This is a genomic window from Bdellovibrio bacteriovorus, assembly GCF_001592735.1.
GTDB lineage: Bacteria > Bdellovibrionota > Bdellovibrionia > Bdellovibrionales > Bdellovibrionaceae > Bdellovibrio > Bdellovibrio bacteriovorus_D.
This window is the reverse complement of record NZ_LUKE01000001.1, coordinates 1,526,596-1,548,446: the sequence shown is the minus strand read 5'-3', so window position 1 is coordinate 1,548,446 and position 21,851 is coordinate 1,526,596. Positions and strand designations below refer to the sequence as shown.

At 43.7% G+C, this 21,851-nt stretch carries 21 protein-coding genes; 14 read left to right on the top strand and 7 right to left on the bottom strand.

Features of this window, described 5'->3' with window-relative positions; genetic code table 11:
- Nucleotides 1–3: 3 nt before the first annotated feature.
- From sufC to AZI86_RS07520, 3 genes are read right to left on the bottom strand one after another with little or no spacing between them, the layout of a single operon-like run.
- Entirely contained in the window at nucleotides 4–756 is a 753-nt protein-coding gene (sufC, locus tag AZI86_RS07530) for a Fe-S cluster assembly ATPase SufC (protein WP_061834452.1), read from the bottom strand.
- Between the two features lie 2 nt (nucleotides 757–758).
- Nucleotides 759–2,216: a Fe-S cluster assembly protein SufB gene (sufB, locus tag AZI86_RS07525; protein ID WP_061834451.1), complete on the bottom strand. Its 1,458-nt coding sequence runs from the start codon at nucleotides 2,214–2,216 to the stop codon at nucleotides 759–761.
- The gene (locus tag AZI86_RS07520; protein ID WP_061834450.1) at nucleotides 2,209–2,655 is read right to left on the bottom strand and encodes an RrF2 family transcriptional regulator; all 447 of its coding nucleotides are present in this window, start codon (nucleotides 2,653–2,655) and stop codon (nucleotides 2,209–2,211) included. The genes sufB and AZI86_RS07520 overlap by 8 nt, the downstream gene beginning before the upstream one ends.
- Before the next feature lie 146 nt (nucleotides 2,656–2,801).
- On the opposite strand from AZI86_RS07520, the gene AZI86_RS07515 reads away from it, so the two are divergent.
- Genes AZI86_RS07515 through AZI86_RS07485 form a run of 7 tightly spaced genes read left to right on the top strand, consistent with a single transcriptional unit; the run spans nucleotide 2,802 to nucleotide 10,158 of the window.
- Nucleotides 2,802–3,668: a hypothetical protein gene (locus AZI86_RS07515; RefSeq protein ID WP_253715817.1), complete on the top strand. Its 867-nt coding sequence runs from the start codon at nucleotides 2,802–2,804 to the stop codon at nucleotides 3,666–3,668.
- 59 nt (nucleotides 3,669–3,727) lie between these two features.
- Nucleotides 3,728–4,468 (top strand): protein TolQ, encoded by a 741-nt coding sequence (gene tolQ / locus AZI86_RS07510; protein WP_061834449.1) that lies wholly within the window; start codon nucleotides 3,728–3,730, stop codon nucleotides 4,466–4,468.
- Nucleotides 4,469–4,470: 2 nt separating this feature from the next.
- Nucleotides 4,471–4,893 carry an ExbD/TolR family protein gene (locus AZI86_RS07505; RefSeq protein WP_253715816.1) on the top strand — a complete coding sequence of 141 codons (423 nt, stop codon included), beginning with the start codon at nucleotides 4,471–4,473 and terminating at the stop codon, nucleotides 4,891–4,893.
- 4 nt (nucleotides 4,894–4,897) lie between these two features.
- Nucleotides 4,898–5,707: a cell envelope integrity protein TolA gene (locus tag AZI86_RS07500; RefSeq protein WP_061834448.1), complete on the top strand. Its 810-nt coding sequence runs from the start codon at nucleotides 4,898–4,900 to the stop codon at nucleotides 5,705–5,707.
- 19 nt (nucleotides 5,708–5,726) lie between these two features.
- Nucleotides 5,727–7,109, top strand: coding sequence for a PD40 domain-containing protein (locus tag AZI86_RS07495; protein WP_061834447.1), 1,383 nt, complete (start codon nucleotides 5,727–5,729; stop codon nucleotides 7,107–7,109).
- Nucleotides 7,102–9,405 carry a hypothetical protein gene (locus tag AZI86_RS07490; protein WP_061834446.1) on the top strand — a complete coding sequence of 768 codons (2,304 nt, stop codon included), beginning with the start codon at nucleotides 7,102–7,104 and terminating at the stop codon, nucleotides 9,403–9,405. The genes AZI86_RS07495 and AZI86_RS07490 overlap by 8 nt, the downstream gene beginning before the upstream one ends.
- Before the next feature lie 36 nt (nucleotides 9,406–9,441).
- Complete coding sequence (locus AZI86_RS07485; protein WP_253715815.1) at nucleotides 9,442–10,158, top strand: peptidylprolyl isomerase; 717 nt, start codon at nucleotides 9,442–9,444, stop codon at nucleotides 10,156–10,158.
- A 111-nt stretch (nucleotides 10,159–10,269) separates the two neighbouring features.
- Here the strand turns inward: AZI86_RS07485 and AZI86_RS07480 are convergent, their stop codons facing one another.
- Nucleotides 10,270–10,731: a hypothetical protein gene (locus tag AZI86_RS07480; protein ID WP_061834445.1), complete on the bottom strand. Its 462-nt coding sequence runs from the start codon at nucleotides 10,729–10,731 to the stop codon at nucleotides 10,270–10,272.
- Between the two features lie 155 nt (nucleotides 10,732–10,886).
- Between AZI86_RS07480 and AZI86_RS07475 the strand changes: the two genes are divergently transcribed.
- The gene (locus AZI86_RS07475) at nucleotides 10,887–11,618 is read left to right on the top strand and encodes a helix-turn-helix domain-containing protein (RefSeq protein WP_061834444.1); all 732 of its coding nucleotides are present in this window, start codon (nucleotides 10,887–10,889) and stop codon (nucleotides 11,616–11,618) included.
- Here AZI86_RS07475 and trxA read toward each other — a convergent pair.
- Nucleotides 11,615–11,965: a thioredoxin gene (gene trxA, locus AZI86_RS07470; RefSeq protein WP_061834443.1), complete on the bottom strand. Its 351-nt coding sequence runs from the start codon at nucleotides 11,963–11,965 to the stop codon at nucleotides 11,615–11,617. The genes AZI86_RS07475 and trxA overlap by 4 nt on opposite strands.
- A gap of 202 nt (nucleotides 11,966–12,167) precedes the next feature.
- Here trxA and AZI86_RS07465 point away from each other — a divergent pair, with 202 nt between their 5' ends.
- From AZI86_RS07465 to AZI86_RS07440, 6 genes are all read left to right on the top strand, one after another.
- On the top strand, nucleotides 12,168–13,046 hold the full coding sequence (locus AZI86_RS07465) for a hypothetical protein (protein ID WP_061834442.1): 879 nt from the start codon (nucleotides 12,168–12,170) through the stop codon (nucleotides 13,044–13,046).
- Nucleotides 13,043–14,581 (top strand): DUF1588 domain-containing protein, encoded by a 1,539-nt coding sequence (locus AZI86_RS07460; RefSeq protein WP_061834441.1) that lies wholly within the window; start codon nucleotides 13,043–13,045, stop codon nucleotides 14,579–14,581. The genes AZI86_RS07465 and AZI86_RS07460 overlap by 4 nt, the downstream gene beginning before the upstream one ends.
- Nucleotides 14,578–15,222 carry a hypothetical protein gene (locus AZI86_RS07455; RefSeq protein ID WP_061834440.1) on the top strand — a complete coding sequence of 215 codons (645 nt, stop codon included), beginning with the start codon at nucleotides 14,578–14,580 and terminating at the stop codon, nucleotides 15,220–15,222. The genes AZI86_RS07460 and AZI86_RS07455 overlap by 4 nt, the downstream gene beginning before the upstream one ends.
- Nucleotides 15,223–15,233: 11 nt before the next feature.
- Nucleotides 15,234–16,475 carry a DUF1501 domain-containing protein gene (locus AZI86_RS07450; protein WP_061834439.1) on the top strand — a complete coding sequence of 414 codons (1,242 nt, stop codon included), beginning with the start codon at nucleotides 15,234–15,236 and terminating at the stop codon, nucleotides 16,473–16,475.
- Nucleotides 16,476–16,605: 130 nt separating this feature from the next.
- A complete protein-coding gene (locus tag AZI86_RS07445; RefSeq protein ID WP_061834438.1) occupies nucleotides 16,606–19,401 on the top strand; it encodes a hypothetical protein in 2,796 nt (931 codons plus the stop codon).
- A gap of 134 nt (nucleotides 19,402–19,535) precedes the next feature.
- On the top strand, nucleotides 19,536–20,231 hold the full coding sequence (locus tag AZI86_RS07440) for a hypothetical protein (protein WP_061834437.1): 696 nt from the start codon (nucleotides 19,536–19,538) through the stop codon (nucleotides 20,229–20,231).
- Nucleotides 20,232–20,329: 98 nt separating this feature from the next.
- On the opposite strand, the gene AZI86_RS07435 is transcribed toward AZI86_RS07440, so the two are convergent.
- Nucleotides 20,330–21,076 carry a flagellar motor protein MotB gene (locus AZI86_RS07435; protein WP_061834436.1) on the bottom strand — a complete coding sequence of 249 codons (747 nt, stop codon included), beginning with the start codon at nucleotides 21,074–21,076 and terminating at the stop codon, nucleotides 20,330–20,332.
- A gap of 11 nt (nucleotides 21,077–21,087) precedes the next feature.
- Nucleotides 21,088–21,840 carry a flagellar motor protein gene (locus tag AZI86_RS07430; RefSeq protein ID WP_061835094.1) on the bottom strand — a complete coding sequence of 251 codons (753 nt, stop codon included), beginning with the start codon at nucleotides 21,838–21,840 and terminating at the stop codon, nucleotides 21,088–21,090.
- Nucleotides 21,841–21,851: the final 11 nt, after the last annotated feature.

Sequence of the window (21,851 nt, the reverse complement as noted above, 5' to 3'; positions counted from 1 at the left end):
AAATTAATTGATCAACCAGTCGTAACCCTTTTCTTCAAGCTTCAAAGCCAAAGAAGAGTCACCGGTCTCAACGATTTTTCCGTTCAAAAGAACATGTACGAAGTCAGGTTTAATATAATCTAATAGTCTTTGGTAATGCGTCACCAAGATGATGGCGTTGTCTTTACGACGAAGCTTATTCACACCGTCCGAAACCACACGCAAAGCATCGATATCAAGGCCTGAATCTGTTTCATCCAGCAACGCCAGACGCGGCGATAAAACTGCCATCTGCAAGATTTCGTTTTTCTTTTTTTCACCACCTGAAAAGCCGGTGTTTACGGGACGATCCAGATATTCTGGCTTCATGCTAACGAGTTTTAATTTTTGAACCAAGAATTCACGGAATTCGCCTTCGGGCATGGGTTCAGAACCTTGATGGGCCAAAACCGAATTAAAGGCGGTGTGCAAGAAGGTGAAGTTAGAAACTCCTGGGACTTCCACCGGATATTGGAATGCTAAAAAGATGCCTTCTTTCGCACGCTCATCCGGAGCAAGATCTAAAAGACTTTGCATCATGAAATTGATTTCGTATTTTACTTCGCCACCGGTCACTTCATAAGCCGGATGGCCTGCCAGAACTTTAGACAAAGTCGATTTGCCAGAGCCATTGGGCCCCATGATCGCATGCACTTCACCGGCTTTTACTGTCAGGTTCAAGCCTTTTAAAATTTCTTTTTCTTCAACACGTGCTTGAAGGTTTTTAATCTCTAACATAATTATCCCACACTATTTTCTAGCTTCATTTCGATTAACTTCACGGCTTCCACGGCAAATTCCAAAGGCAATTCTTTGAAAACTTCTTTACAGAATCCGTTCACCAGCATCGAGATTGTTTTTTCCATATCCAAACCGCGCGATTGTAAATAGAAGATCTGATCTTCACTGATGCGCGAAGTGGTTGCTTCGTGCTCTAACGTTGCGGTTTTATTTTTAACTTCAATATAAGGGAACGTGCTGGCACTGCACTTATCACCCACAAGCATTGAATCACACTGCGAATAATTACGTGCATTTTCAGCTGACGGCATGATTTTCACTTGGCCACGGTAAGCATTTGACGAAAAATCTGTCGAAATACCTTTAGAGATGATCGTACTTTTTGTATTCTTACCGATGTGGATCATCTTTGTACCCGTGTCGGCTTGCATGCGATCGTGAGTCAACGCGACAGAATAAAAAGCACCCTCAGAATAGTCCCCTTGCAAGATGCAAGACGGATATTTCCAAGTGATAGCGGAACCTGACTCCACTTGAGTCCAAGAAATTTTTGAACGCTTCCCGGCCGCTTTTCCACGCTTAGTCACAAAGTTATAGATACCGCCACGACCTTCTTTGTCGCCCGTATACCAGTTTTGCACTGTGGAATATTTAATTTCCGCATCATCAAAAGCGATAAGTTCCACCACGGCCGCATGAAGCTGGTTTTCATCACGTTGAGGCGCGGTACAACCCTCAAGGTAGTTTACGTAACCACCCTCATCACAAATCAAAAGAGTTCTTTCAAATTGCCCGGTATCTTTAGCATTGATACGGAAGTACGTTGATAAATCAATGGGGCAACGAACTCCTTTAGGGATGTAACAGAAAGATCCATCGGTAAAGACCGCTGCATTTAAAGCCGCGTAATAGTTGTCGGTGTAAGGCACAACCGTACCTAGATATTTTTTTACCAACTCTGGATGTTTATGAACGGCTTCAGAAATTGAACAAAAGATAACGCCGGCTTTATCTAAAACATCCGTATGCGTGGTTCCTACAGAAACTGAGTCAAAAACCACGTCGACAGCAATACCGCTGATACGTTTTTGTTCAGATAATGGAATACCCAGTTTTTCGAAAGTTTTTAATAACTCGGGATCCAGATCATCTAAGGATTTGGGTTTGTTATCTTCTTCCGTTTGTTTTTTTGGTGCGGAATAATAACGAATCGCCTGGAAATCAATTTTTGGATATGAAACATGCGCCCACGTAGGCTCTGTCATCGTCAACCAATGACGATAAGCTTTAAGACGGTATTCCAACATCCAGTCGGGTTCGTTCTTTTTAGCAGAAATCAAACGAATGATATCTTCATTCAGTCCCAGTTGAACCGAATCAGTTTCAATATCGGTCGTAAAACCGTATTTGTATTCATAACTTTCAAGCGGATTGTTGTTGGACTTATTATTATCCATGCAGTTCCGCCTTTTTAGAGTTCGCAGATTTTTCCAAGAGCAGTTCTTTCAAGCTAAGGTTTTCATAAAAGCCATTGAGTCGATCATTAAGTTGTTGAAGTGGGGATGCGATGTTGCAAGTTCCTTGAATGTCGCAGCCCTTTTTTTCGCCCACGCATTTTACCAAGGCCGTCGGACCCTCGATCATTTCGATCAAATCCAAAACAGAAACTCGCGCCAAATCTTTGCTGATTTGATACCCGCCGTTAGCGCCATATTCTGCACGCAAAAGTCCGTTTTCTTTTTGCGCCATTTGCTGCATCACACGCGCCGTCGCATCAAAAGGAGTATGAAAAGAATCAGACACTTCTTTTGCTGACGTCAGTTCGCCAGGAATCTTTTGGCTCATGTACTTTAAAGCCATCAAAGCGTATTCAAATTTGCGGTTGATCTTATTCATAAGTACCCGTTTCTAAACGAAAGCGAAATGAAAAACAAGATTAAATACGCCATATTTTAGCGTATTTAAGTTCATAACAGAAATCTTTCTGCGAGTTCTGTAAAAAATTGCTGATTTCAATACTTTAGAATGTTATACCGCCTATCATGAGAATTATCTTAATTAGCGTATTTTCCCTTCTTGTTCTTGGCGTTTTAATCACGATGACCCGTATTTGGGGACTGTCCCAGCCTCACCGTCTTTACGAACATGCCTTCTTTTCTAGCTCCACCCCGATCATTATCACCAAGGTGAAAACCCTCGAAGAGGCCAAAGAAGCCATAAAACTGAAATCAGACGTGGTTTTATGGCTGGATGTGCGCTTCTCTCTGGAAAGAGTGCCTTTCATCTTAGAGAAATCGCGCGATGCGGCATTCCTAGAGATGAAACGAGTTGAACAAGAAAAGCACCCCGAAACTCCAATTTTTATTGGCGCCCGGCTTTCTGACTATCCTTGGGAGCAAATCAACGAGTTTTATAAAAACACCCCGGCCTTAAAAGAGTTCTATGAACAATTCCCGCAAACTCGTTTCGTGGTGAATATGGTCGACAATGTTGCTGATGCCCATTTGAAAGTAGTCGAAGCCGTTGAGGGCTTTAAGCCTAACGAGCGAACGTTGATTCAAAGTGATGCCTTGATTCTTATGACGTCTGTCAAAGATTTAAAGCCAGAATGGGTTTACGGAACCAGTGTTCCGGATCTGATGCGTTTGTTAACTTTGGACTCTATGTACGTATTGCCAGCAACAATTTTTAAAGGCGATGTTTTCATTGCACCATTTACTATAAAAAATCGTCCGGCCTTTAACGACGAGATCATTGCAGAGATGCATCGCCGTCAGAAAAGAATTTTTTTAGGGCCAATTCAAAGCGAAGCTCAACTTCAAAAAGCACAAAGCTTGAATGCGACGGGGTATATCACAGACAATTTGCCGGAATTGCTGCGTCTTCTCGGCCAAGGTCCTGCGCAATAGGTTGAACTCGACTCCGAATGAGCATATCTTTGATAGGAATGCTCTACGGAGGTCAAGGAATGTCCGCTTTTCAATTCATTAACGTAGCTCAAGCAGCTCCGGCCGTGTCGGTAAACACCAGCTCGATGGATGCACTTATGCATGCAAGTCCGGTGGTGCAACTGACTCTTTTAATCTTAGTCGTTTTATCGATTTTTTGTTGGGCTATTGGTTATTCAAAATACCAAACCTTCAGAAAAATGAATGAGTCTGACGAACTTTTCTTAAGCAAATTTTGGAAAGTAAATTCCCTGGACACTCTTTATGAAGATATCGATCAATATGCGAATTCTTCAGTCGCACGCGTATTTAAAGCGGCTTACTTAGAAATGAAGAAGATTTCTGAGTCTCCGTTGTTAGCCAAAACAGATGGGGATAAACCGATTCTTTCTGGGATCGACAACCTTCAGCGTGTTTTAAATAAAGCCCAAGAAAATGAAATTGCTCGTTTAGAGTCCCGTTTGACCGTATTAGCCACCACCGGCAGCACCGGTCCCTTCATCGGTCTTTTCGGAACGGTTTGGGGGATCATGGGATCTTTCCATAAGATCGGGCAAACGGGATCAGCAAGCCTAGCGGTCGTAGCACCTGGTATCTCTGAGGCGTTGATTGCCACGGCGATTGGTCTGGCGGCGGCAATTCCGGCGGTGGTTCTTTATAATAACTTTATTGCTCGTATCCGCCGACAAGAAATCGTTCTGAATAATTTCAATGCAGATTTCCTTAACATCGTAAAAAGAAACTTCTTTCAAGGAAACTAGTCATGGCGATGGGAACCAACGGCGGCGGAAAGAAAAGTCGAGCGACATTGAGTGAAATCAACGTCACACCTTTGGTTGACGTGATGTTGGTTCTTCTTATCATGTTCATGGTAACAACTCCTCTGATGCAACAAGGGATCGATGTGGATTTGCCAAAGACGTCCGCATCGGGTGTAGAAATGAACGAGGAGCCTTTTGTTTTGGTGATTGGCCCGGATCAAAAAATGACGATCGCTAAAACTTCGATCGCCATGGGTGATCTTAAAACTAAACTCAAAGCTATCTTTGAAAATAAAAAGAACAAACAAGTTTATATCCAGGCAGATCGTAAAGTGGATTACGGCTTCGTCGCGGAAGCCATGGCAGAAGTTCGAGCTGCAGGGATCTTTAACATTGGTTTAATCACCATGCCTAAGGATAACTAGGACCTTGGAACTAGAACGCGAACCGAACAGAGAAGAAGAACGACTCTCCCGCGGCTTAGGGGTTTCCTTTGTCGTGCACGGAATGATTTTGCTTTTGTTCACGGTGAAGGCGGTCTTTTTTACACCAGAACAAATCGATTTTTCTCAAGCGGTGCGCGTAGACATGGTGGCGTTACCCGATAAAGTTCCTGCAAAAATAGAACCTCCAAAACCTGAAGCCAAACCACAATTGCCAGATAAGCCTGCGGAAAAACCTGTGGAAAAAGCGGCAGAAAAGCCACCGACACCCCCAGCGCCAAAACCAGAAGTCAAAGTTCCCAAAGCCGATGAAGGGGTTAACTTAGAAAAAGTAAAATCTAAGCAGCAAAGTGCATTGGAAAAACTAAAAGCCATGGCGGCTTTAGAAAAAATCAAAGAAGACGTCGAGTCTGAAAAGAAAAAAGAAGCCGCAAAGGGTAAAGCCGATGACGGGGGCCAAAAAATCAAAGGCAACATCTTGTCGCCTGGCACCTCACTGACTGGGTTAGCTAAGTTACAGCATGAAACTTATGCCGCGGATTTGGATGCGCATATCAAACAGCATTGGGCGCTTCCCGAATGGCTCGCCAAACGCGATTTAAAAGCCCAAGCTCGTGTGCAAATTGATTCACGCGGAAATATTTTAGGAAGAAAAATTGTGAAATCCAGTGGCAACCCTAGTTATGATGACGAAGTATTAGCGACGATTGATCGCTCTGCACCGTTCCCAGCGCCACCGGAAAGATTTATTGCGATTGTGTCTGTTGATGGAATCTTGATAGGATTCCCTGAATAGTTTTTAAGGAGGATTCTTTATGATGAAGCAGCTTTTGATCTTACTCCTGACAGTTGGCTTATGCCCTCTTTTCTCTCACGCGCAGGAAAATGGGATTTATATTAAACTGGGTGAGGCCCGCACGAAAAAAAGTCTTTTGGCTTTTCCTCCGCTGCAATATTCTGGCGCCCCGAATACCGCCTCTAAATATCAATCTACAGGTGTAGAAATCTTTAATACCGTCAACAACGACTTAAGTGTTTCTTCTTACTTCCAAATGATTGATCAAAAAGCTTTCTTAGAAGACACCAGCAAAGTCGGGATGATGCCGGCCCCGGGTCAGCCTAATGGTTTTAAGTTTCAAAGTTGGACAGCGGTGGGTGCGGATTTCTTGATTCGTGCGGGTTATTCTATCACCGGCAATGAACTCACATTTGAAACATTCCTTTATCACGTTCCGCGCGCACAACTTGTTTTAGGTAAAAAATATCGCGGCCCGGTTTCTTCGGCTCGTCGCATTGCTCATACATATGCCAATGATGTTTTAAAAGCTCTTTCCGGAACGGAAGGTCCTTTCCTTTCTCGCATTGTGGTTTCTTCTGATCGTTCCGGAAAAGACACCAAAGAGATTTATGTCATGGATTGGGATGGCGCGAATGTGGATCAAGTGTCTTCTCACCGTACGATTTCTATTTCTCCAGCGTGGTCCCCTGATGGAAAGAAAATTGCTTATACTTCTTATGTAAGACGTGTTGGTGCAAAATTTAAAAATGCCGATATGCTTTTATTAGATCTTTCTTCGGGTCGTCGTTCTTTAGTTTCTTACCGCCAAGGTATTAACTCGGGCGCCGCTTTCTCTCCGGATGGTCGTCATATTTATCTGACTGTTTCTCAAGGAACAAATCCGGATATTTATAAAATGACTTTGGATGGTGACTTGGCGGCGAAAATCACTAACGGTCCCGCGGGGGCCATGAACGTTGAACCCGCCACGGCGGCTGACGGACGTATCGCCTTTTCTTCAGACCGTGCGGGTCGCCCCATGATTTACACCGCAGACTCAAGTGGCAACAACGTAAAACGTATTACTTTTGCGGGTGTATTTAACTCTTCGCCCAGCTGGTCCCCTGACGGCAAGAAAATCGCATTTGCCGGTCAAAGCGATAACAACTTCGATATTTTCGTGATGAATGCTGACGGCACCGGTATGATTCGCCTGACTTCGGCGAAAAAACCAAACGGTAAAATGTCTAGCAACGAAGACCCTTCGTTTTCACCTGATGGACGCTTCGTCATGTACACGAGTGACCGTACCGGTAAAAATCAGATTTATATTTCTACGGTGGATGGCACGGAAGAACGTCGCGTGACCAACGACAACCACAATTACTACAAACCAAAGTGGTCTAAAAACATTGAGTAATGTCGCGATAGAAGAAAAACTTCGTTTGGAGCGCAATGAGGCCTGGACCCGTTGCGCTCTTTTAGCGAAAGCCGATCTTACTAGCGCCCCCTCCGTGTGTCGATCCTGGAGTCAGGATGCTGACCGACTTCTGACTGAAGCTTTTAATTATTGTTTTGCGGATCAAGCCATCGCCCTTTTTGCCCTTGGAAAATTAGGCTCTAACGAGCTAAATCTAAGTTCGGATGTCGATATTCTTTTAGTCGCGCAAGATGAGGAATCGATTTCTTATCCGTCTTTACGAAAATTCCAAAGACTTCTGACTGAAAGAACCGCGCAAGGTTATATTTTTCGCGTCGACTTTGATTTACGCCCCGGCGGTAAGCAAGGACCTTTGATTCCGACACTTGAACAATTCAAAGACTATTACGGCAATTATGGCGAAACCTGGGAACGCTTGGCTTTTGTGCGCTTGCGCTTTATCACCGGGAATTCTTTTATTCAGGACGAAGTTCTGGCTTTTTCTAAGAAGTTTTCGTTCCGTCGTCATTTAGATTTTACACTTTTAGAAGACTTAAAAACCTTGCGTTCAAAAATCCAAGGTCATTACTGGGCAAGATCCCAAGATGATGTGATTGATTTAAAGTTGGGTGTGGGTGGAATTCGCGACGTCGAACTTTTCGCGCACGCCTTACAAGTTATTCACGGGGGGCGTGATACCACCTTACAGATCAAAGGCACAACCGAAGCTTTAGATCTGATCGCCAGCAAAAATCTGCTGCCCGCAAGTGACGTGGATTTTTTAACCCAGCACTATTGGCATCTGCGCGGTTTAGAAAACTATGTCCAGGCGCTCAATGACGAGCAAACTCATTTGTTAAAAACGAATGATCCTCATCCTGATTTTGTTATCCAGTCCCTAACCACTTTACGTACAGACCTTGCTCGCTGTGATCAAATCGTCAAAGGTCTTTTAGGTGAAGCGCCTCAAGAAGTTTCAGTCGAAGAAGATCTAAAAAAAGTGGGCATCACCGATCAGGAACTTAAAGAACTTTGGGATGAAATTTTAGGGCAAGAAGTTTTATCGCGCACCAAGGCTCGAGATGAAATCGCCCGCAAAGCTTTTTTGGCGCAGTTTTTAGAAACACTTCAATCCCAACAAGGTGATGTGCGCCGCGGACTTTTGCTTTTAAAAGATTTCATTCACGGGACGCGCGCCAAGGCCAGTTTCTTTTCCATGCTTTTGCGGGAAAAAGAATTACTGGAAGAATTAGCCTGGCTTTTTGGGCACTCACCTTATTTATCACGCATCCTTTGCAATAGACCTGAGCTTTTAGACAGCTTCGTTTATCGCGCACAAGATAAACACTCCACAGACTTAGATGTTCTATTAGAGGAGCTTGCGGAAAAAAGACTGCTTTCTGAAGTCATTAATGGCTCTGCCTATTTAGAAGATAAAGATCTGCCTTCTTTACAAAAAAACTTAAGCTCGACGGCGGATTCAATTGTTATTAATTTGCTTGAAGCTTTAAAACGACAATTCCCTTCGGACATTCAAGTTTTAGCTTTAGGAAAATGGGGCGGACAAGAGTTAGGTTTTAGATCAGATTTGGATTTTATTTTTGTCGTCCCCAATGAACCTGAAGAAAATGACTTTAAAGTCGCTAAACGCTTTATCACCCGTCTGACAGAATCTCATCGCGGGGGAAATATCTATTCCATTGATATGCGCTTACGTCCTTCCGGAAAAGCCGGCCCGTTGGTGATTACTGAGAAAGATTTGCGCGAATATCTTTTAAAAGAGGCTTCTGGCTGGGAACGACAAGCTTACTTAAAAGCTCGTTGGATCGGAACCCACTCCGTTTCTTTATTTGAATCCTTTATTGATCGCGGATTAACGAGCGAAGAGTTAACCGAGCTTGAACGTATCCGTTTGCAATTGGTCCCTGATGATTCAAGCTTGAATTTAAAGTACAGCGAGGGCGGCTTAGTGGATGTGGAGCTTGCGGCGCAGGCTTTCGTTTTACATCACAAAATCCGCCCGAAAGACTCTTCAACCAAAGAGCTCTTAACCGTAATGGGCTCAAATGCCGAAGCTTTGATGCGAAATTATATGCGTCTGCGTCAAGTCGAACAGATGCTTCAGCTTGTTGCGTCAGAATCCATCGTTGAGCTGCAGTTAAATCATGAGTCCTTTCAATCGCTTGCCTTGGCGCTTCAATTAACACCTTCATTCCTAGAAAATGAGATCCGCGCGCTCTTTGCGGACAACGTTCGGGCCTTGAAGAACCTTGACCCTCGTCCTCGCCCTCACTAATAGTAAAAGGGTTGGACCAAAGTCAGGAGTAATCAAATGTCGAAGAATATCGATATTAAAAAGGTACTGTGGATTTACCTTTTCGCGTTCTTGTTAGCGGCTTTTAGTTTCCGCGCTGATGCAAAGGAAGCCTCAAGCACTGAAACAAAGACCGAGACCACAACGGTAGAAAAATCCAAAGAGACTAAAAAAGCGAAAGCTGACAAAAAAGAAGCGGCCGCAGATAAGAAAAAAGGGAATAAAGAAATGTTCGCACTATTTGAAACCACTAAAGGTAACTTCAAAGTAAAACTTCTTAAAGAAACAGCTCCAAAAACTGTTGAAAACTTCGTAGGCCTGGCTGAAGGCACGAAAGAGTGGACGGATCCTAAAACTGGTAAACAAGTTAAAAAACCCTTCTATGACGGTTTGACTTTCCACCGCGTGATCAAAGATTTCATGATTCAAGGTGGTTGCCCGATCGGTAACGGCACTGGTGGACCGGGTTTCCGTTTTGATGATGAATTCCTTCCAGGTCAACCAAAGCACTCTAAACCAGGCATGCTTTCAATGGCGAACGCGGGACCAAACACTAACGGTTCTCAGTTCTTCGTTACAACAGTAGCGACTCCTTGGTTGGACAACCGCCACACTGTATTTGGTGAAGTTGTTGAAGGTATGGACGTAGTTCACGCTATCGAGAACACAAAAACTCTTCCAGGTGACAGACCGGCAGAGCCAATGATCATCAAGCACGTTAAAATCGTTCAGTAATTCACCTATGCCGAGGCTTCGGCGTAATAAGTATTTTTGAAATTTAGATTTTAGGAACCCGCCCAGTCGAAAGCTTGGCGGGTTTTTTTATCCCGACTTGGCGACGACGGATTATTTCTTCCCGCAGAACTGCGTTGCTTTAATATTATAAGCCGGTGTGCAGTAGTCTTCCTGCCATTGGTTATTCTTTACAGTTGAATACGCATAAAACCAAACCAGCTCTGCATTGTTTTCGGTAAAGAAGACTTCGTTCGGCATTTGTTCTGGGAACTGCCCGTTCACGGAATAGCACCAACCATAAGCACGCAGTTCATCTTTAGAAACAATCTCAATCGAGCCGCGATCAGTCGGTGTGCCAATAATAGAATTAAATCCTTCTTCAGAACCGATATAAGGAATCTTGTTGTCTTCAAAAACCTGCACACTGAATGCGCCGACTGAAGTATCAAATTTTTTCATCGGCACTTTGCCTTCATGAACCGGCTTTTCACTGCAAGGTCCATAGACCTTCCACGAAACGGCGAAAACTGGTGTGGCGGCTAAAAGAATGGCGGTGGCGATAAAGTTTTTCATAGCGGTTTTCTAGCTGGAATAGCTATTAATTTCAACCGCAGAGTTGTGTTTTGGTAAAACACCCCTATATGTGGTACCAAATTACGGTACTTTAAATATTTTGAAAAATAAAAGCACCTCGCGCATATTTTCTTCACCAACCACGAAGGAAAAAAATGAACTACACGCCATTATCTGAGGGATTAAGAAACATTCTGAAAACTCGTAACGTCACCTACAAAGATATTGCCGCCAAACTCGAGATGTCCGAGTCGGGTGTAAAAAAGATGCTTACGGCAAATGACATTAGTTATAACAAACTCAACGCGATCCTTGAGATGCTAGATTTAAAAATTGATGATGTCGTATCGATTGCTCCTAAGCCTTACAAAAAACTTACTGAAGAGCAAGAGCGGTTTTTTGAAAAGAATCCTAAGCACTTTAACTTTTTCATTCAGCTTCATCACCACAAAATGAAAGCCGAGCGCCTAAAAAAGGCCAACAACAAGCTGTCTAAAGAAAAGATCACCAAATTCTTAGAGGATCTAGAAAGAATCAACGTCCTAAAAACAATTGATGGTGATATCCACTCTCTTCTTGAAGAAGGTTTTCAAGCTAGCGAAAAATTTAATGAACGCTTCAGGGTACAATACGATGTACTGATAAAATCACTTGTGGGCATCAAAAATGGAGAATGGAAATCCTGGATGTTTGAGGGGTTAGGAACCTTCAGCTTGTCACAAAAATCAGCTTTAGAACTTCGCAATGAAATGCAGGCCTTATTAGACGAATTTTCTGCGCGCTCTGAAAGAGAGAAAAAGCTCCATGATCCGAAAGAGCTTGTGAATACGGGGACATTATTTTTAAACGTCCCCTTAAAGATTCAAGATCTCTTCCCCGTTATTTAGGTATTTTGTTTTCGGACCTCTGCCATGTCGACTTCTTTGGTTTTTTCGACAATTTGCTCTAAGACTTCTTCTGGCAGAGCGCCCGGTTGAAAGAAAATGATGTCACCTTCTTTGATGACCGCAAGTGAAGGGATGGATTGAATCTCGAAATTTGCGGCTAATTCTTGCTGGGCCTCGGTGTCGACTTTTCCGAATACGATATCTTTGTGTTTCATCGCTACTGATTCGAAAATGGGACCAAAGCGACGACAAGGTCCGCACCACGCCGCCCAGAAATCTAAGATAACCATTTGATTTTTTTCGACCAGATCTTTGATGTTTTCTTTAGTGACTTCAACAACGGACATGCGGGCCTCCGAGTAGGGTTAGGTCTTCAGCGTAGCGTTTTCGCCTTTTCCTGGCAAACTGAACAGTGCCCAAATCGGTTACCGTTTGTTGAGGGAATGGCCACAACCGTAATCACCCCTGCTCAGATGGCTTTATTTTGTTTTTAAGCCCATGCCTTTCGGGCACCGAACTTGCTCAAAGAGCTCCGGTACCGGAGGCTTTATGAAATCTTATGCTCAATACAGGGCTATGGCACGTATTTGCGTTCTGTCGATGTTGATCGCCGGGTCCGCATTTGCGCAAGTGACTGAATCCCCAAAAGAAAACTTCAAAATTGAAGTCAGCCCTGAAAATGCCATCACGCTGAAATTTGCAGATGGCCGTGAAGCCCAAACCACCATGTATAGAACTGGCTATTACACTTGGCCCATGCCAATGAGTATGACGGAAAACATGTGCAATCCAGAAATGGTTAAAGCCAACTGCCGTTTGATCTTACGGGCAGAAATGCAATTTCTTATGTTGAATTGGACTAAAAATCCTGACGCCGGAAAGGTCGGCACGCCGGTATCTTTTGAATACAACCAAGTCTTTGATGGCCAACTTCTTCATGAATCTGAAGAGCAAGGGCAAAAAGATCTTTTGATCTGTGATGATTATCGCTGGTTAACGGGAAATAAGGATGCTGGCGAGATCAACCGTCACGAAAATATTATTTCTTGGGGATCTGAAGCCAACTTTACTAATACCGAGACCACAATGTCGGAAAATCGCACTATCGGCGGTGCCTTAGATATGGAACTCTCAGGGAGTTTAGGTCGTATGTATCGTATTTCTGGTTATAAGAACATCGCCCAAAACCCAACTCTTCCAGGACTGTTTTCTGTAGGGCCGATTTCTTTGGTAATCACTGATAAAACCACTCGTGAACTTTGTCAGGTGCAGTTTTCCCCAGACATCTCAAAGGCACAGATTCTTATTTCTAAATTGATTGACCAGATGTTCAAAGAAACGCCAACGCCTAACTTAACTGAGTACAGAAAAAAACATGTTTTAGGTACGCTGAAAGCGCTGCAGTTCAAAAAAGGAGAATTCCGATGAAAAAATTCTTAATTCCTTTTTTAGTAGCGACGCAAATCACAAGCGGTGCCTTTGCCAGCAATGACGTCAGCGCCCAAGTGAAACTCAACCGCCTAAGCCGTGTGCTTTTAGGAAATCAGCCGACAGCTCTTGAAAGAGAAGAAATGAAAAAAGCCATCGCGGAAGGCCGTGGTGATGCGTTACTAGAAAATAAAATGAATGAATATTTAAATTCAGATCAGCATGCCTACAAGATGTCGGTCCGTTTGGATGAGCTTTTCCGAGTGCGGACCGGTGGAACCCCGATTTTAGATGGAGGTTCCTCTCTAAATTCCTATTATGGACCGGACGCTCGTTTTTACAGAGACAATTCCTTAAATTATCTATTTACAGAAATGGCCAAGAAGAACCTGAACTGGGACGAGCTATTGACCCGAAAGTCTTATCGCGCCTTTAACCGTCCGGATAGCTTTTCAGCTTTTTCTGACTGGGGTTTTTTTGCCGGTCTTGTGCCGGATCTTAAAGCCATTAATGGCGTAAACTCCATTGATGCCATTCCTGCAAATTATTCTGATGTTGTTTCTAAAGACATCCAGTTTGCAGAAAATGATCCACGCATAGCTGGCGTGATAACGACAAATCGCTTTTTCATGCGCTACGGAAATACCGGGGTTAACAAAAACCGTCGTCGGGCCGCTGCGATCTTTCGCATTTTTCTCTGTGACTCGATGAGTGCGGCGGTTTCCTCTTCGGCCGGAATGGATGATCAAGTCTTAGATCTTATGTTCCCACACGGTGCTGGCATGACCGAAGATCAAATCCGTGCTTCGACCGGTGAAGCCTTGCATGGCACTCAACCCGACTGTATGGCCTGTCATTATAAGCTTGATCCAATGGGAAAGACTCTTTTGACTTCGCAGTCTGTCCTTTCAACGCGCGCCTCAAACGGTCGCCTGACCTATAAAAAAGCCAACGGCAGTTTAGTAGATGTGGAAGCAAAAGGTGTCGCCGGATTAGGAAAAGCCATCACTCAACAAGAAGAATATAAATCCTGTCAGGTTCGTCACTTTTGGAAATGGTTTGTGGGTGACGTTGAGCTTACTAAAGAGCGCGAAAGTGCATTAGTTAAGAAATTTGATCAGGTCGGTCGTCGCACTAATGATTTTATTAAAGTTCTAATACAAGAACCTGAATTCTTTGCGATGCGCATTCCGCTGACGGAAAGCCAGCTTCAGGCTCGTCGCGTGAAGGCTTATTTTAAGAAATGCCAAGACTGTCATAAAGATCAGTTCTATGAAGATTCACCAGACTTTAAAATTCCTGATTTCACTCAGTGGCCGATCGGTGGTTCTAAGGCTTCGATGAAGGAATGGACTGGTAAAATCGCGCGCGCTATGGACCTTGCTCATGATGGTGAAAATCCGCGCATGCCTCCTTCAATCTCCAGCTGGAGGACTCGTTTTAAAGAAATGCAGCTGATTAAAACCTGGATTGATCAAGGGGCCCCTGATGAAAACGGCATCGATCTTATGAGATCAGCAGAGGTGACAAAATGAAAAAGTTCGTTTTAGTTTTATTCATCACCGTGCAAGCTTCGTCTTTGACGGCGCACGCGGCATTTGAAGAAGGCTATTTTTCGCCTCAAGATATTATCTGGAATCTGTATCAGAAATTTGATGCGATAAAGTTAGACAGCTGCCAATCATTACCGAATGATTTGCGCAGTGCTTTGGGTGATTCAAGTGCCTTAAATGGCGAAGTGGCGGTTAGCACGCCAAATCCGGCATTTTTAACCTGGTATACAAAATGTATTTCAGACTATTTGTCGATGGTAAATTTTAACACTCGCCCGCAATCTGAAGAGGTTTTCAAAAAACTTTATAAAGCTTATTTAAATTCAAAACAGACGGAAGTGATTCGCAAATACAACCCTGACCTGCCACTGACATCTTTTTCATATATCTTAAAATTTTCTTCGTTAACTGAAAATGACCAGAAAGCGCACGTCGCCGATCTGGTGGAATGGGCCCTAGGAACGGACGAAGAAATTCTGAGTTATGGATTTATCACGGATGTAAATCAGTTCCGCGCAGACCTGCTGGGTTTTTTGTTAAAGCAATCTAATCAAGACGCTAAGAACATCACCGAGCTTGCGATTACTATTTTATTAACCCGCGATGAATTTCTTCTTTACTAAGGAATGACGACATGAAACGCAGAGAGTTTTTAAATTTAACCGCGAAAAGTCTTTCTTTGATGGCTCTTAGTGACTTAATCAACCTGAACAATGCCTTTGCAGAGAGCATGGTCGATGGCGATAAGTTTTTTGTGCAAGTCATTTTATCTGGTGGATGGGATGTTACCCTGGGAACAGATCCTTGGTTAACGGCAAAACCTGACGATAAAGAAATGTTCATTGAATATGACCCCAGCAGCATCTCACGCGTGGGCGATATCGCCTTTGGACCTTCGTTTGAACCCATGCGCGAATTTGCAAACAACATGTCTGTGATCAACGGGATTTTCTTAAGTGGCAACGACAATGGGCATGAAGCGGCGATGCACTATATGCAGTCCGGCTCCGTCGATACACTTTGGGGATCTTTAGCCGTTGAATACGGCGAATGCCGTGGTGAAGAGTTTTTGGGCCTTATTTCCAGTGGCACTGTGCTTTCCGGAAGTCGCACGCCGATCACAACGCCCGCTTCAAATCTTGCTAACATGCAGCTTGCTAAACCCACAGGCTTTGGATCCAAGTCGGCACGCCAAAGTAAGTTAGACGTGGTCGCGCAAAACATGCAAACTCAAGCCGGTAAGTTTGCTCGTCGTCAGGAGATTTTAGATATTTTGAAATCTCAAAATCCTACCTTAAATAATAAACATCAAATGACCGCGGCCATGAGCGCAGGCCTTGCACTTACGGCACTTTATGAGGCCAGCGCAACCGGCGTTGCCGGCGGTCTTGATTCTCACAGCGCTCATGAAAACAATCACAAAAATGTTCAGCTTGCTATGTGGAACGATGTGAAAGACCTCATCAATACTTTCAAAGGCACTCCTTACGGACAGAATGGTGACAGCCTTTATGATCACACCACTTTCTTTATCACTTCTGAGTTTGGCAGAACGGCCGCTTTAAATATGGCCGGAGGAAAAGATCATAATCCTTTGACGAACTCTGCAGTGATTATCAGTTCAAAAGTCAAATCTGCAAGTATCGGTGGCAGTCACTTAGTTGAAAGCAAACGCTCGGCAAGAGGGTCTTCTTATCATGTGGCTTCCCCTATTGATATCCAAACAGGCCGTCCCTTGAAGGATCGTAATAACGCCTTTATCGTGACCCCTGAGAATATTGCCGCCACCGTGGCGGAACTCATGGGGATTTCAAGAAAGCGCTTTGCGCCGGTGAAAAGCTCAACGCCTAGCCTTACGCACCTGATCCGTCGATAATCCTGACATCCCAGTGACCTCTTACGGCTCGTCTCATCTTGAGACGGGCCTTTTGCATTTTATGCGGTCCTAACCGGTCCGGGGCTTGCTTCATATACCTTTGAGGCCTTGTGTCTCAAAGGGAGAAACCATGAAATGGTTCAAAAAACTTCTGACTCTTGTCGCGCTTATCAATCTTGTGGTTGGCCCCGTGGCCGCACAAGTGCGCGACCAAAAACAAGAAGTGAAGCCTGAAGATATGCGGCAGGTGCTTGAATCTATGGGTTATAAACTTAAACCCGATGAAGCTGGGAAAAATGTCTTGATCGTAGATAAAGAAGGCAAGGTCGTCATGGAAGTCCCTTATGCCGACAAGTCAAACCTTCGTAAATATTCACCTAAATCAATGCAAAGAATGATGTTAGAAGAAATGACTCGCGTTAAAATGGCGTCTAAAGGCGCTTGGTCTCATTCAGTTCGCAGTCTACCCACTGAGTCAGCGATTTTCTTTATGGCTATGGGTGCCGTTGTTGCGGGACAACTAGTTACGAACTATTCGCAAAATCCCGTGGGCATGAAACAGCACATGGATCACTCGATGTCTCCACTTGGTGTCTTTGGTTTCTTTACTTTCATGTATTCACAAGGTGTAACTTCTAACGTTCTGGCGATGTACATCCAAAATAAGAACTTCCAAGTCCTTATTCCTTATTTAGGAATGACTGTGGGTGCGTTCTTACAAACTTACCTTTCTTCTTTTGTCAGCGATCCAAATGTAAAAATGTGTGCGAACTCTTGGATTGGCGCTAAAAAGTCAGCTTCTGATGAGGAAGCCATGGAAGCTTGTGAAAAAGCTTACGAATATTTCACCACGACTAAAAAAATCTGGGAATTCGCACCCGGTATCGTATCTATGTTGGTTTCTTCAGCCCTTGCAGCTGTTGGTCAAAAGGTCGTGGAAAAAACAGTTTTAAGAATCACAGGTGTTGATATCGCCTTATGGTTTGCCCCGGGCACAATGCAACTTAAAGGCATGCGTTTGCTTTTAGTAAAAGGTCTGCAAATCACCGCATTCGTGGCAATTGATGCGCTGATCATGCGCAAGATCACCTATATTTGGAAAAACATCTTTGATGGCGCTGACTTTTATGACCAGAACGATCGTTTAAATAATCTTCTTAACGAGATGAAAGCCTCTAACTGGCAAAAAGACGAAAAGGCGTTGATCCACGAAGTGAAAGACTTCCGCGAGAAAATGACGAACTGGCGTATGACTAATATGTCAGCGGTTTACGAAGCTCATCAAAACTGGTCGGAGTCATTACAACAACTAACTTCGATGTACAATACTAGCTATTCCGTCTACCAAGACGTGACGGAACAAATTCGCACGGCCCGTTTCCAAAACGTGGAAACGCCGATGATGTCACCAATACTTCTAGCGGGTGTTAAAGCTAAAGATTTAGCCGACGACAGACAGCATCTTTATTTAACAAGACCCGAATTCGTGGTCGGTCCGCAGCTAGAAACTGCTAAAGATGTCGCATTAAAAATTGATTCTTATCTGCAACAAGGTGATGACAAGGTTTTCTTGTATCCCGCAGAAAAGAAATCTTTGAAAAAGGCGGCAGATCTATTACGCAGCGAAGACCAACAGAAAGTTTTAGCCGGAATTCGCGAGCTAAACTCGATGAAAGAGTCCATTTACGCAAATAACAGCTCTGAAGACGCGATCAAAGTAGTTCAAGAACTTTGGTCTATCTTGGGTGACCCGGTGATGCCAAAAGGCCTGGGCCAAGGTTATTTTGCCACTTACGAAAAATCCCCTTCGACGGCAGATAAACTTAAAGGAACTAACTATTACCGCGTTACCGGTGCCTTTCAAACACCTAACATCACAGACTATCTAGTCATGCAGATGATTTGCGGACCGGATGCTGAAAACGGTGGTCGCTTGGTAAGAAATTCTTTAGGTTACCCTTCGGTATTTGCTCCCCCACAAATTGCGGCGGCCAATGTAGATCTATTTAACTGTAATGCGATCGGGGCGAACTTGCCATCAGATCAGATTTACTCTCGCGAAATCCAATACCAAGGAAAAACATATCAAGGTTCTATTCCATACCTTTTAGCGGCCGCTCGTCCTTCCGTGATCGGAACAGCTGACGCTTCAAATTTTGAAGACTGGTGGAAAAAGAAAACCGAAAAACAAGTTATGGACGCTTTCAAGGTTTATTCGGAAAAATATCAAACTATCGTTGCCCAAATGGTCAAAGGTATCTTTGAGCCAGGGAAAAGTGTTTTCAATGGCGCTAAGGGATCTATCACTTGGAGCGGTATTGTCGGGCTGTGGGATAAAAAACAAGCCAAGCGCAATATGGAGGGTGGACCTATCATGAATGGCGGTCTGAACTCTTCTTATCAAGAGATGAATATCTATTTAGCGATGCTTGAGGATCTGATGAAACCTTCCAAGGAATTCAATTTGGACTTCAGCGAGACTTTAAATAAAGGTCCTTCGATTGAGGTTCTTAAGAATGTAGATGCCGAGTTCAGAAAACTAGAAACTCTTCTTCGTCGCATTAAGATTGTCACGGTCAATAAGCAGGAAGCGGTTTCATCCGATTTAGAAAATTATGAACTTGAAGAGCAAGTGCAAAAAATCCAAACGGCTTTAAATGAGGTTTCTAAAACTCTAGGGGTTGGCGAAGAGGATTCTGCTGAGTCGGCAAAAATGCCCAAAGCTCGCCGCGACCTTGCGGTTCAGGTTATTGAACAACTTGAAGCTTTAGCTTCTGAAATCATGATGTACGGCTCAATGGCGAATGCGGTTACCTGGGAAAAAATTCGCGATATGAAACGTATCAATTCGGAAAATAACAAGTTCCAAAATGAGATTCAGAAGAAGGTGGACCAACTTCGCGGCGTTCTAGGTGCTCGTCACTAAAAACGTCCTGGCCCGATAATTGATTATTTAGATTTATGAAGAATAAGGATTAACCAAGCGCTTTTAAAGAAGGAAAGTTCCAAAAATTGGAGCGCTTTGTAAAAAGTTTAAACAGATTAAAAAGGGAGAAGACAGTGAAAAAGAAATTTGTATTAGGAATGGTTGTACTTAGCATGACGGCAGCTCAAGTTTCATTTGCGGCTGGTGTTGGTGGCGCACGCGCTCCTCGCGAAGTTTTGATGGAGTACACAAAATCAATGAAAGAAACTCTTTTAGGTAAAGGTGGCAGCGCTAAAAACCTTAAAGACGCTGAATTGCAAAACGCAAAATCACGCATCACTAAAGAGTTAAACTCTTCACGTGCGGCTGATTTAAATGCAGCAATGAGCGGCGAAGCTGGTAAAGCTCGTATGGAATCATTGGTTACTATTATCGCCGTTAAACGTTCTACTGAAAACTTGGCTAAAACTGACGCCGCTGAAGCTCAATCAATGAACGCCGCAGCTGAAGCTTCTTTGAAATTGATCGCGAACTCAACATTGGTTGGCGCTTTGAAAATTCCAGAGACGACAATGAAAGCTGAAGAAGTTTCTTTGGTTCGCGATGCATTAAACAAAGCTGAGACAATGCCTGCAGATATCATCATCCAATTCTCTAAGGCTGAGCGTGATTCATACACTCAAGTTTTAGAAAAGTATGACTCTATCGTTTCTAACTCTGCTGGTAAAAAATCAGCTGAAGAGTCTTTCGTAGACGCTATCATGGACGTTAAGAAAGTGGACCGTACTAAAGCTCTTGAGATCGTTAAAAAACTTAAAGAGTGCGTATAGTTTTAACTTTATAAGCTAAAAAATTTTAAAGCCGAGGTTCAGGGACCTCGGCTTTTTTCATTTCAGATAAGGTCCACCGAAGCTTCAGTGAAGGCGAATCAGATTTCTGCTTTTTTATCGTCGGTGATAATGAAGACTTCAATACGGCGGTTCATCGAGCGATGCTCTTCCGTGTCGTTCGGAACAATGGGCTTTTGATCCCCATAAGATAATGAAATAAATCTTTTTGCATCTATGCTATGGTACTTTACAAAATAGCGAATCACCGCTGACGATCGGCCCGCTGCTAGCTCCCAATTACTTGGGTAAATCGAACCTTCAATCGGTGTATCATCGGTGTGACCTTCCACGATCACTCGTTTATTATTACTTTTTAAAACTTCAGCGACCTTATCTAAGGCTCCCAATGCCGACATTTTAAGTTTGGCCGATCCCGCCGGAAAAAAAGTAGATGCTGCTAAAGCGATGCGCACTCCCACGGCGTCAGAATAGACATCTTGGATAGAGTTTTTCTTTTCGTCACTCCCCATGGATTTATTTAAAGAGCGCTCTACATAATCTTGAGCTTCACCAGATCCACCCTTGGCGGGAAAGCTTCCTAATGGCATTTTTAACTCTAGCATGGTCTCTTCAATCGCGGTGCGGTTGGTGTTTCCCCCGCCCCCCGATAGACGAAGTTCCATTTTTATCGAGTCTTCAAATTGTTTTTGTTTTTCTTCGTTGGCGGAAGATGTCGCATACATCACCACAAAAAACGCAAATAGCAACGTAATGAAATCGGCATAAGAAACCAGCCATCTTTCATGGTTCTCGTGCTCTTCATGTTTTTTGTGTTTGCGGGACATCGTCGATAGCCCTATTTCTGATCTTTATGAAGAAAGGCAAAAAGTTTCTGTTCCAAGATTACCGGATTCATACCGCTGGCGATAAGAAGACCGCCTTCAAGGATCATTTGCTTTTCTCTCGAGGTGCTCTGCACTCGGCGTTTTAATTTACTTCCCAAAGGTAAAAATAAAAGATTGGCAGAGGCGACGCCATAAACTGTCGCGACGAAAGCAACCGCGATACCGCCTCCCAGTTTACTCGTGTCCGTCAGATTCCCCATCACATGAATCAATCCAAGAACGGCCCCGATAATCCCGATAGTGGGCGCATATCCCCCGGCATCGACCCAAATCTTTGCCCCGCCCAAGAGTTCTTCTTCTTCGGTTTGAATTTGGGTCTCATAGATATCGCGAATGGCTTCCGTTTCAACTCCATCCACGACGTTTCGTAAAATCCCTTTAAGCATGGGATCTTGAATGCGATGCAGTCTTGCCTCTAATGCTAGCAAAGATTCTTTTTTGGCTAAACGCGCGCAATCCACAATCTCTTCAATTTTTTCTTTGATGGGCTGATCTTCATTTTTGAATGCGGTTTTGGCCAACGCGACACCCGTTTTAAGATCTTTTTCAGAACTTGAAACCATGACGGCACCCACTGTACCCGCGATAACGATAATAAAAGCTGTCAGCTGCATGAGAGAACTCATGTGCCCGCCTTCTAAAAGATTTCCCGCGATGATCCCACCGAAGCCTATTAGAAGGCCTAACCAAGTTGCTTTGTCCATAATCAAATCTT

Bases quoted from the DNA above. Each gene is read 5' to 3' on its own strand.
- sufC (WP_061834452.1), bottom strand. From the start codon at position 756: ATGTTAGAGATTAAAAACCTTCAAGCACGTGTTGAAGAAAAAGAAATT.
- sufB (WP_061834451.1), bottom strand. From the start codon at position 2,216: ATGGATAATAATAAGTCCAACAACAATCCGCTTGAAAGTTATGAATAC.
- AZI86_RS07520 (WP_061834450.1), bottom strand. From the start codon at position 2,655: ATGAATAAGATCAACCGCAAATTTGAATACGCTTTGATGGCTTTAAAG.
- AZI86_RS07515 (WP_253715817.1), top strand. From the start codon at position 2,802: ATGAGAATTATCTTAATTAGCGTATTTTCCCTTCTTGTTCTTGGCGTT.
- tolQ (WP_061834449.1), top strand. From the start codon at position 3,728: ATGTCCGCTTTTCAATTCATTAACGTAGCTCAAGCAGCTCCGGCCGTG.
- AZI86_RS07505 (WP_253715816.1), top strand. From the start codon at position 4,471: ATGGCGATGGGAACCAACGGCGGCGGAAAGAAAAGTCGAGCGACATTG.
- AZI86_RS07495 (WP_061834447.1), top strand. From the start codon at position 5,727: ATGATGAAGCAGCTTTTGATCTTACTCCTGACAGTTGGCTTATGCCCT.
- AZI86_RS07485 (WP_253715815.1), top strand. From the start codon at position 9,442: ATGTCGAAGAATATCGATATTAAAAAGGTACTGTGGATTTACCTTTTC.
- AZI86_RS07480 (WP_061834445.1), bottom strand. From the start codon at position 10,731: ATGAAAAACTTTATCGCCACCGCCATTCTTTTAGCCGCCACACCAGTT.
- AZI86_RS07475 (WP_061834444.1), top strand. From the start codon at position 10,887: ATGAACTACACGCCATTATCTGAGGGATTAAGAAACATTCTGAAAACT.
- trxA (WP_061834443.1), bottom strand. From the start codon at position 11,965: ATGTCCGTTGTTGAAGTCACTAAAGAAAACATCAAAGATCTGGTCGAA.
- AZI86_RS07465 (WP_061834442.1), top strand. From the start codon at position 12,168: ATGAAATCTTATGCTCAATACAGGGCTATGGCACGTATTTGCGTTCTG.
- AZI86_RS07460 (WP_061834441.1), top strand. From the start codon at position 13,043: ATGAAAAAATTCTTAATTCCTTTTTTAGTAGCGACGCAAATCACAAGC.
- AZI86_RS07455 (WP_061834440.1), top strand. From the start codon at position 14,578: ATGAAAAAGTTCGTTTTAGTTTTATTCATCACCGTGCAAGCTTCGTCT.
- AZI86_RS07450 (WP_061834439.1), top strand. From the start codon at position 15,234: ATGAAACGCAGAGAGTTTTTAAATTTAACCGCGAAAAGTCTTTCTTTG.
- AZI86_RS07445 (WP_061834438.1), top strand. From the start codon at position 16,606: ATGAAATGGTTCAAAAAACTTCTGACTCTTGTCGCGCTTATCAATCTT.
- AZI86_RS07435 (WP_061834436.1), bottom strand. From the start codon at position 21,076: ATGTCCCGCAAACACAAAAAACATGAAGAGCACGAGAACCATGAAAGA.
- AZI86_RS07430 (WP_061835094.1), bottom strand. From the start codon at position 21,840: ATGGACAAAGCAACTTGGTTAGGCCTTCTAATAGGCTTCGGTGGGATC.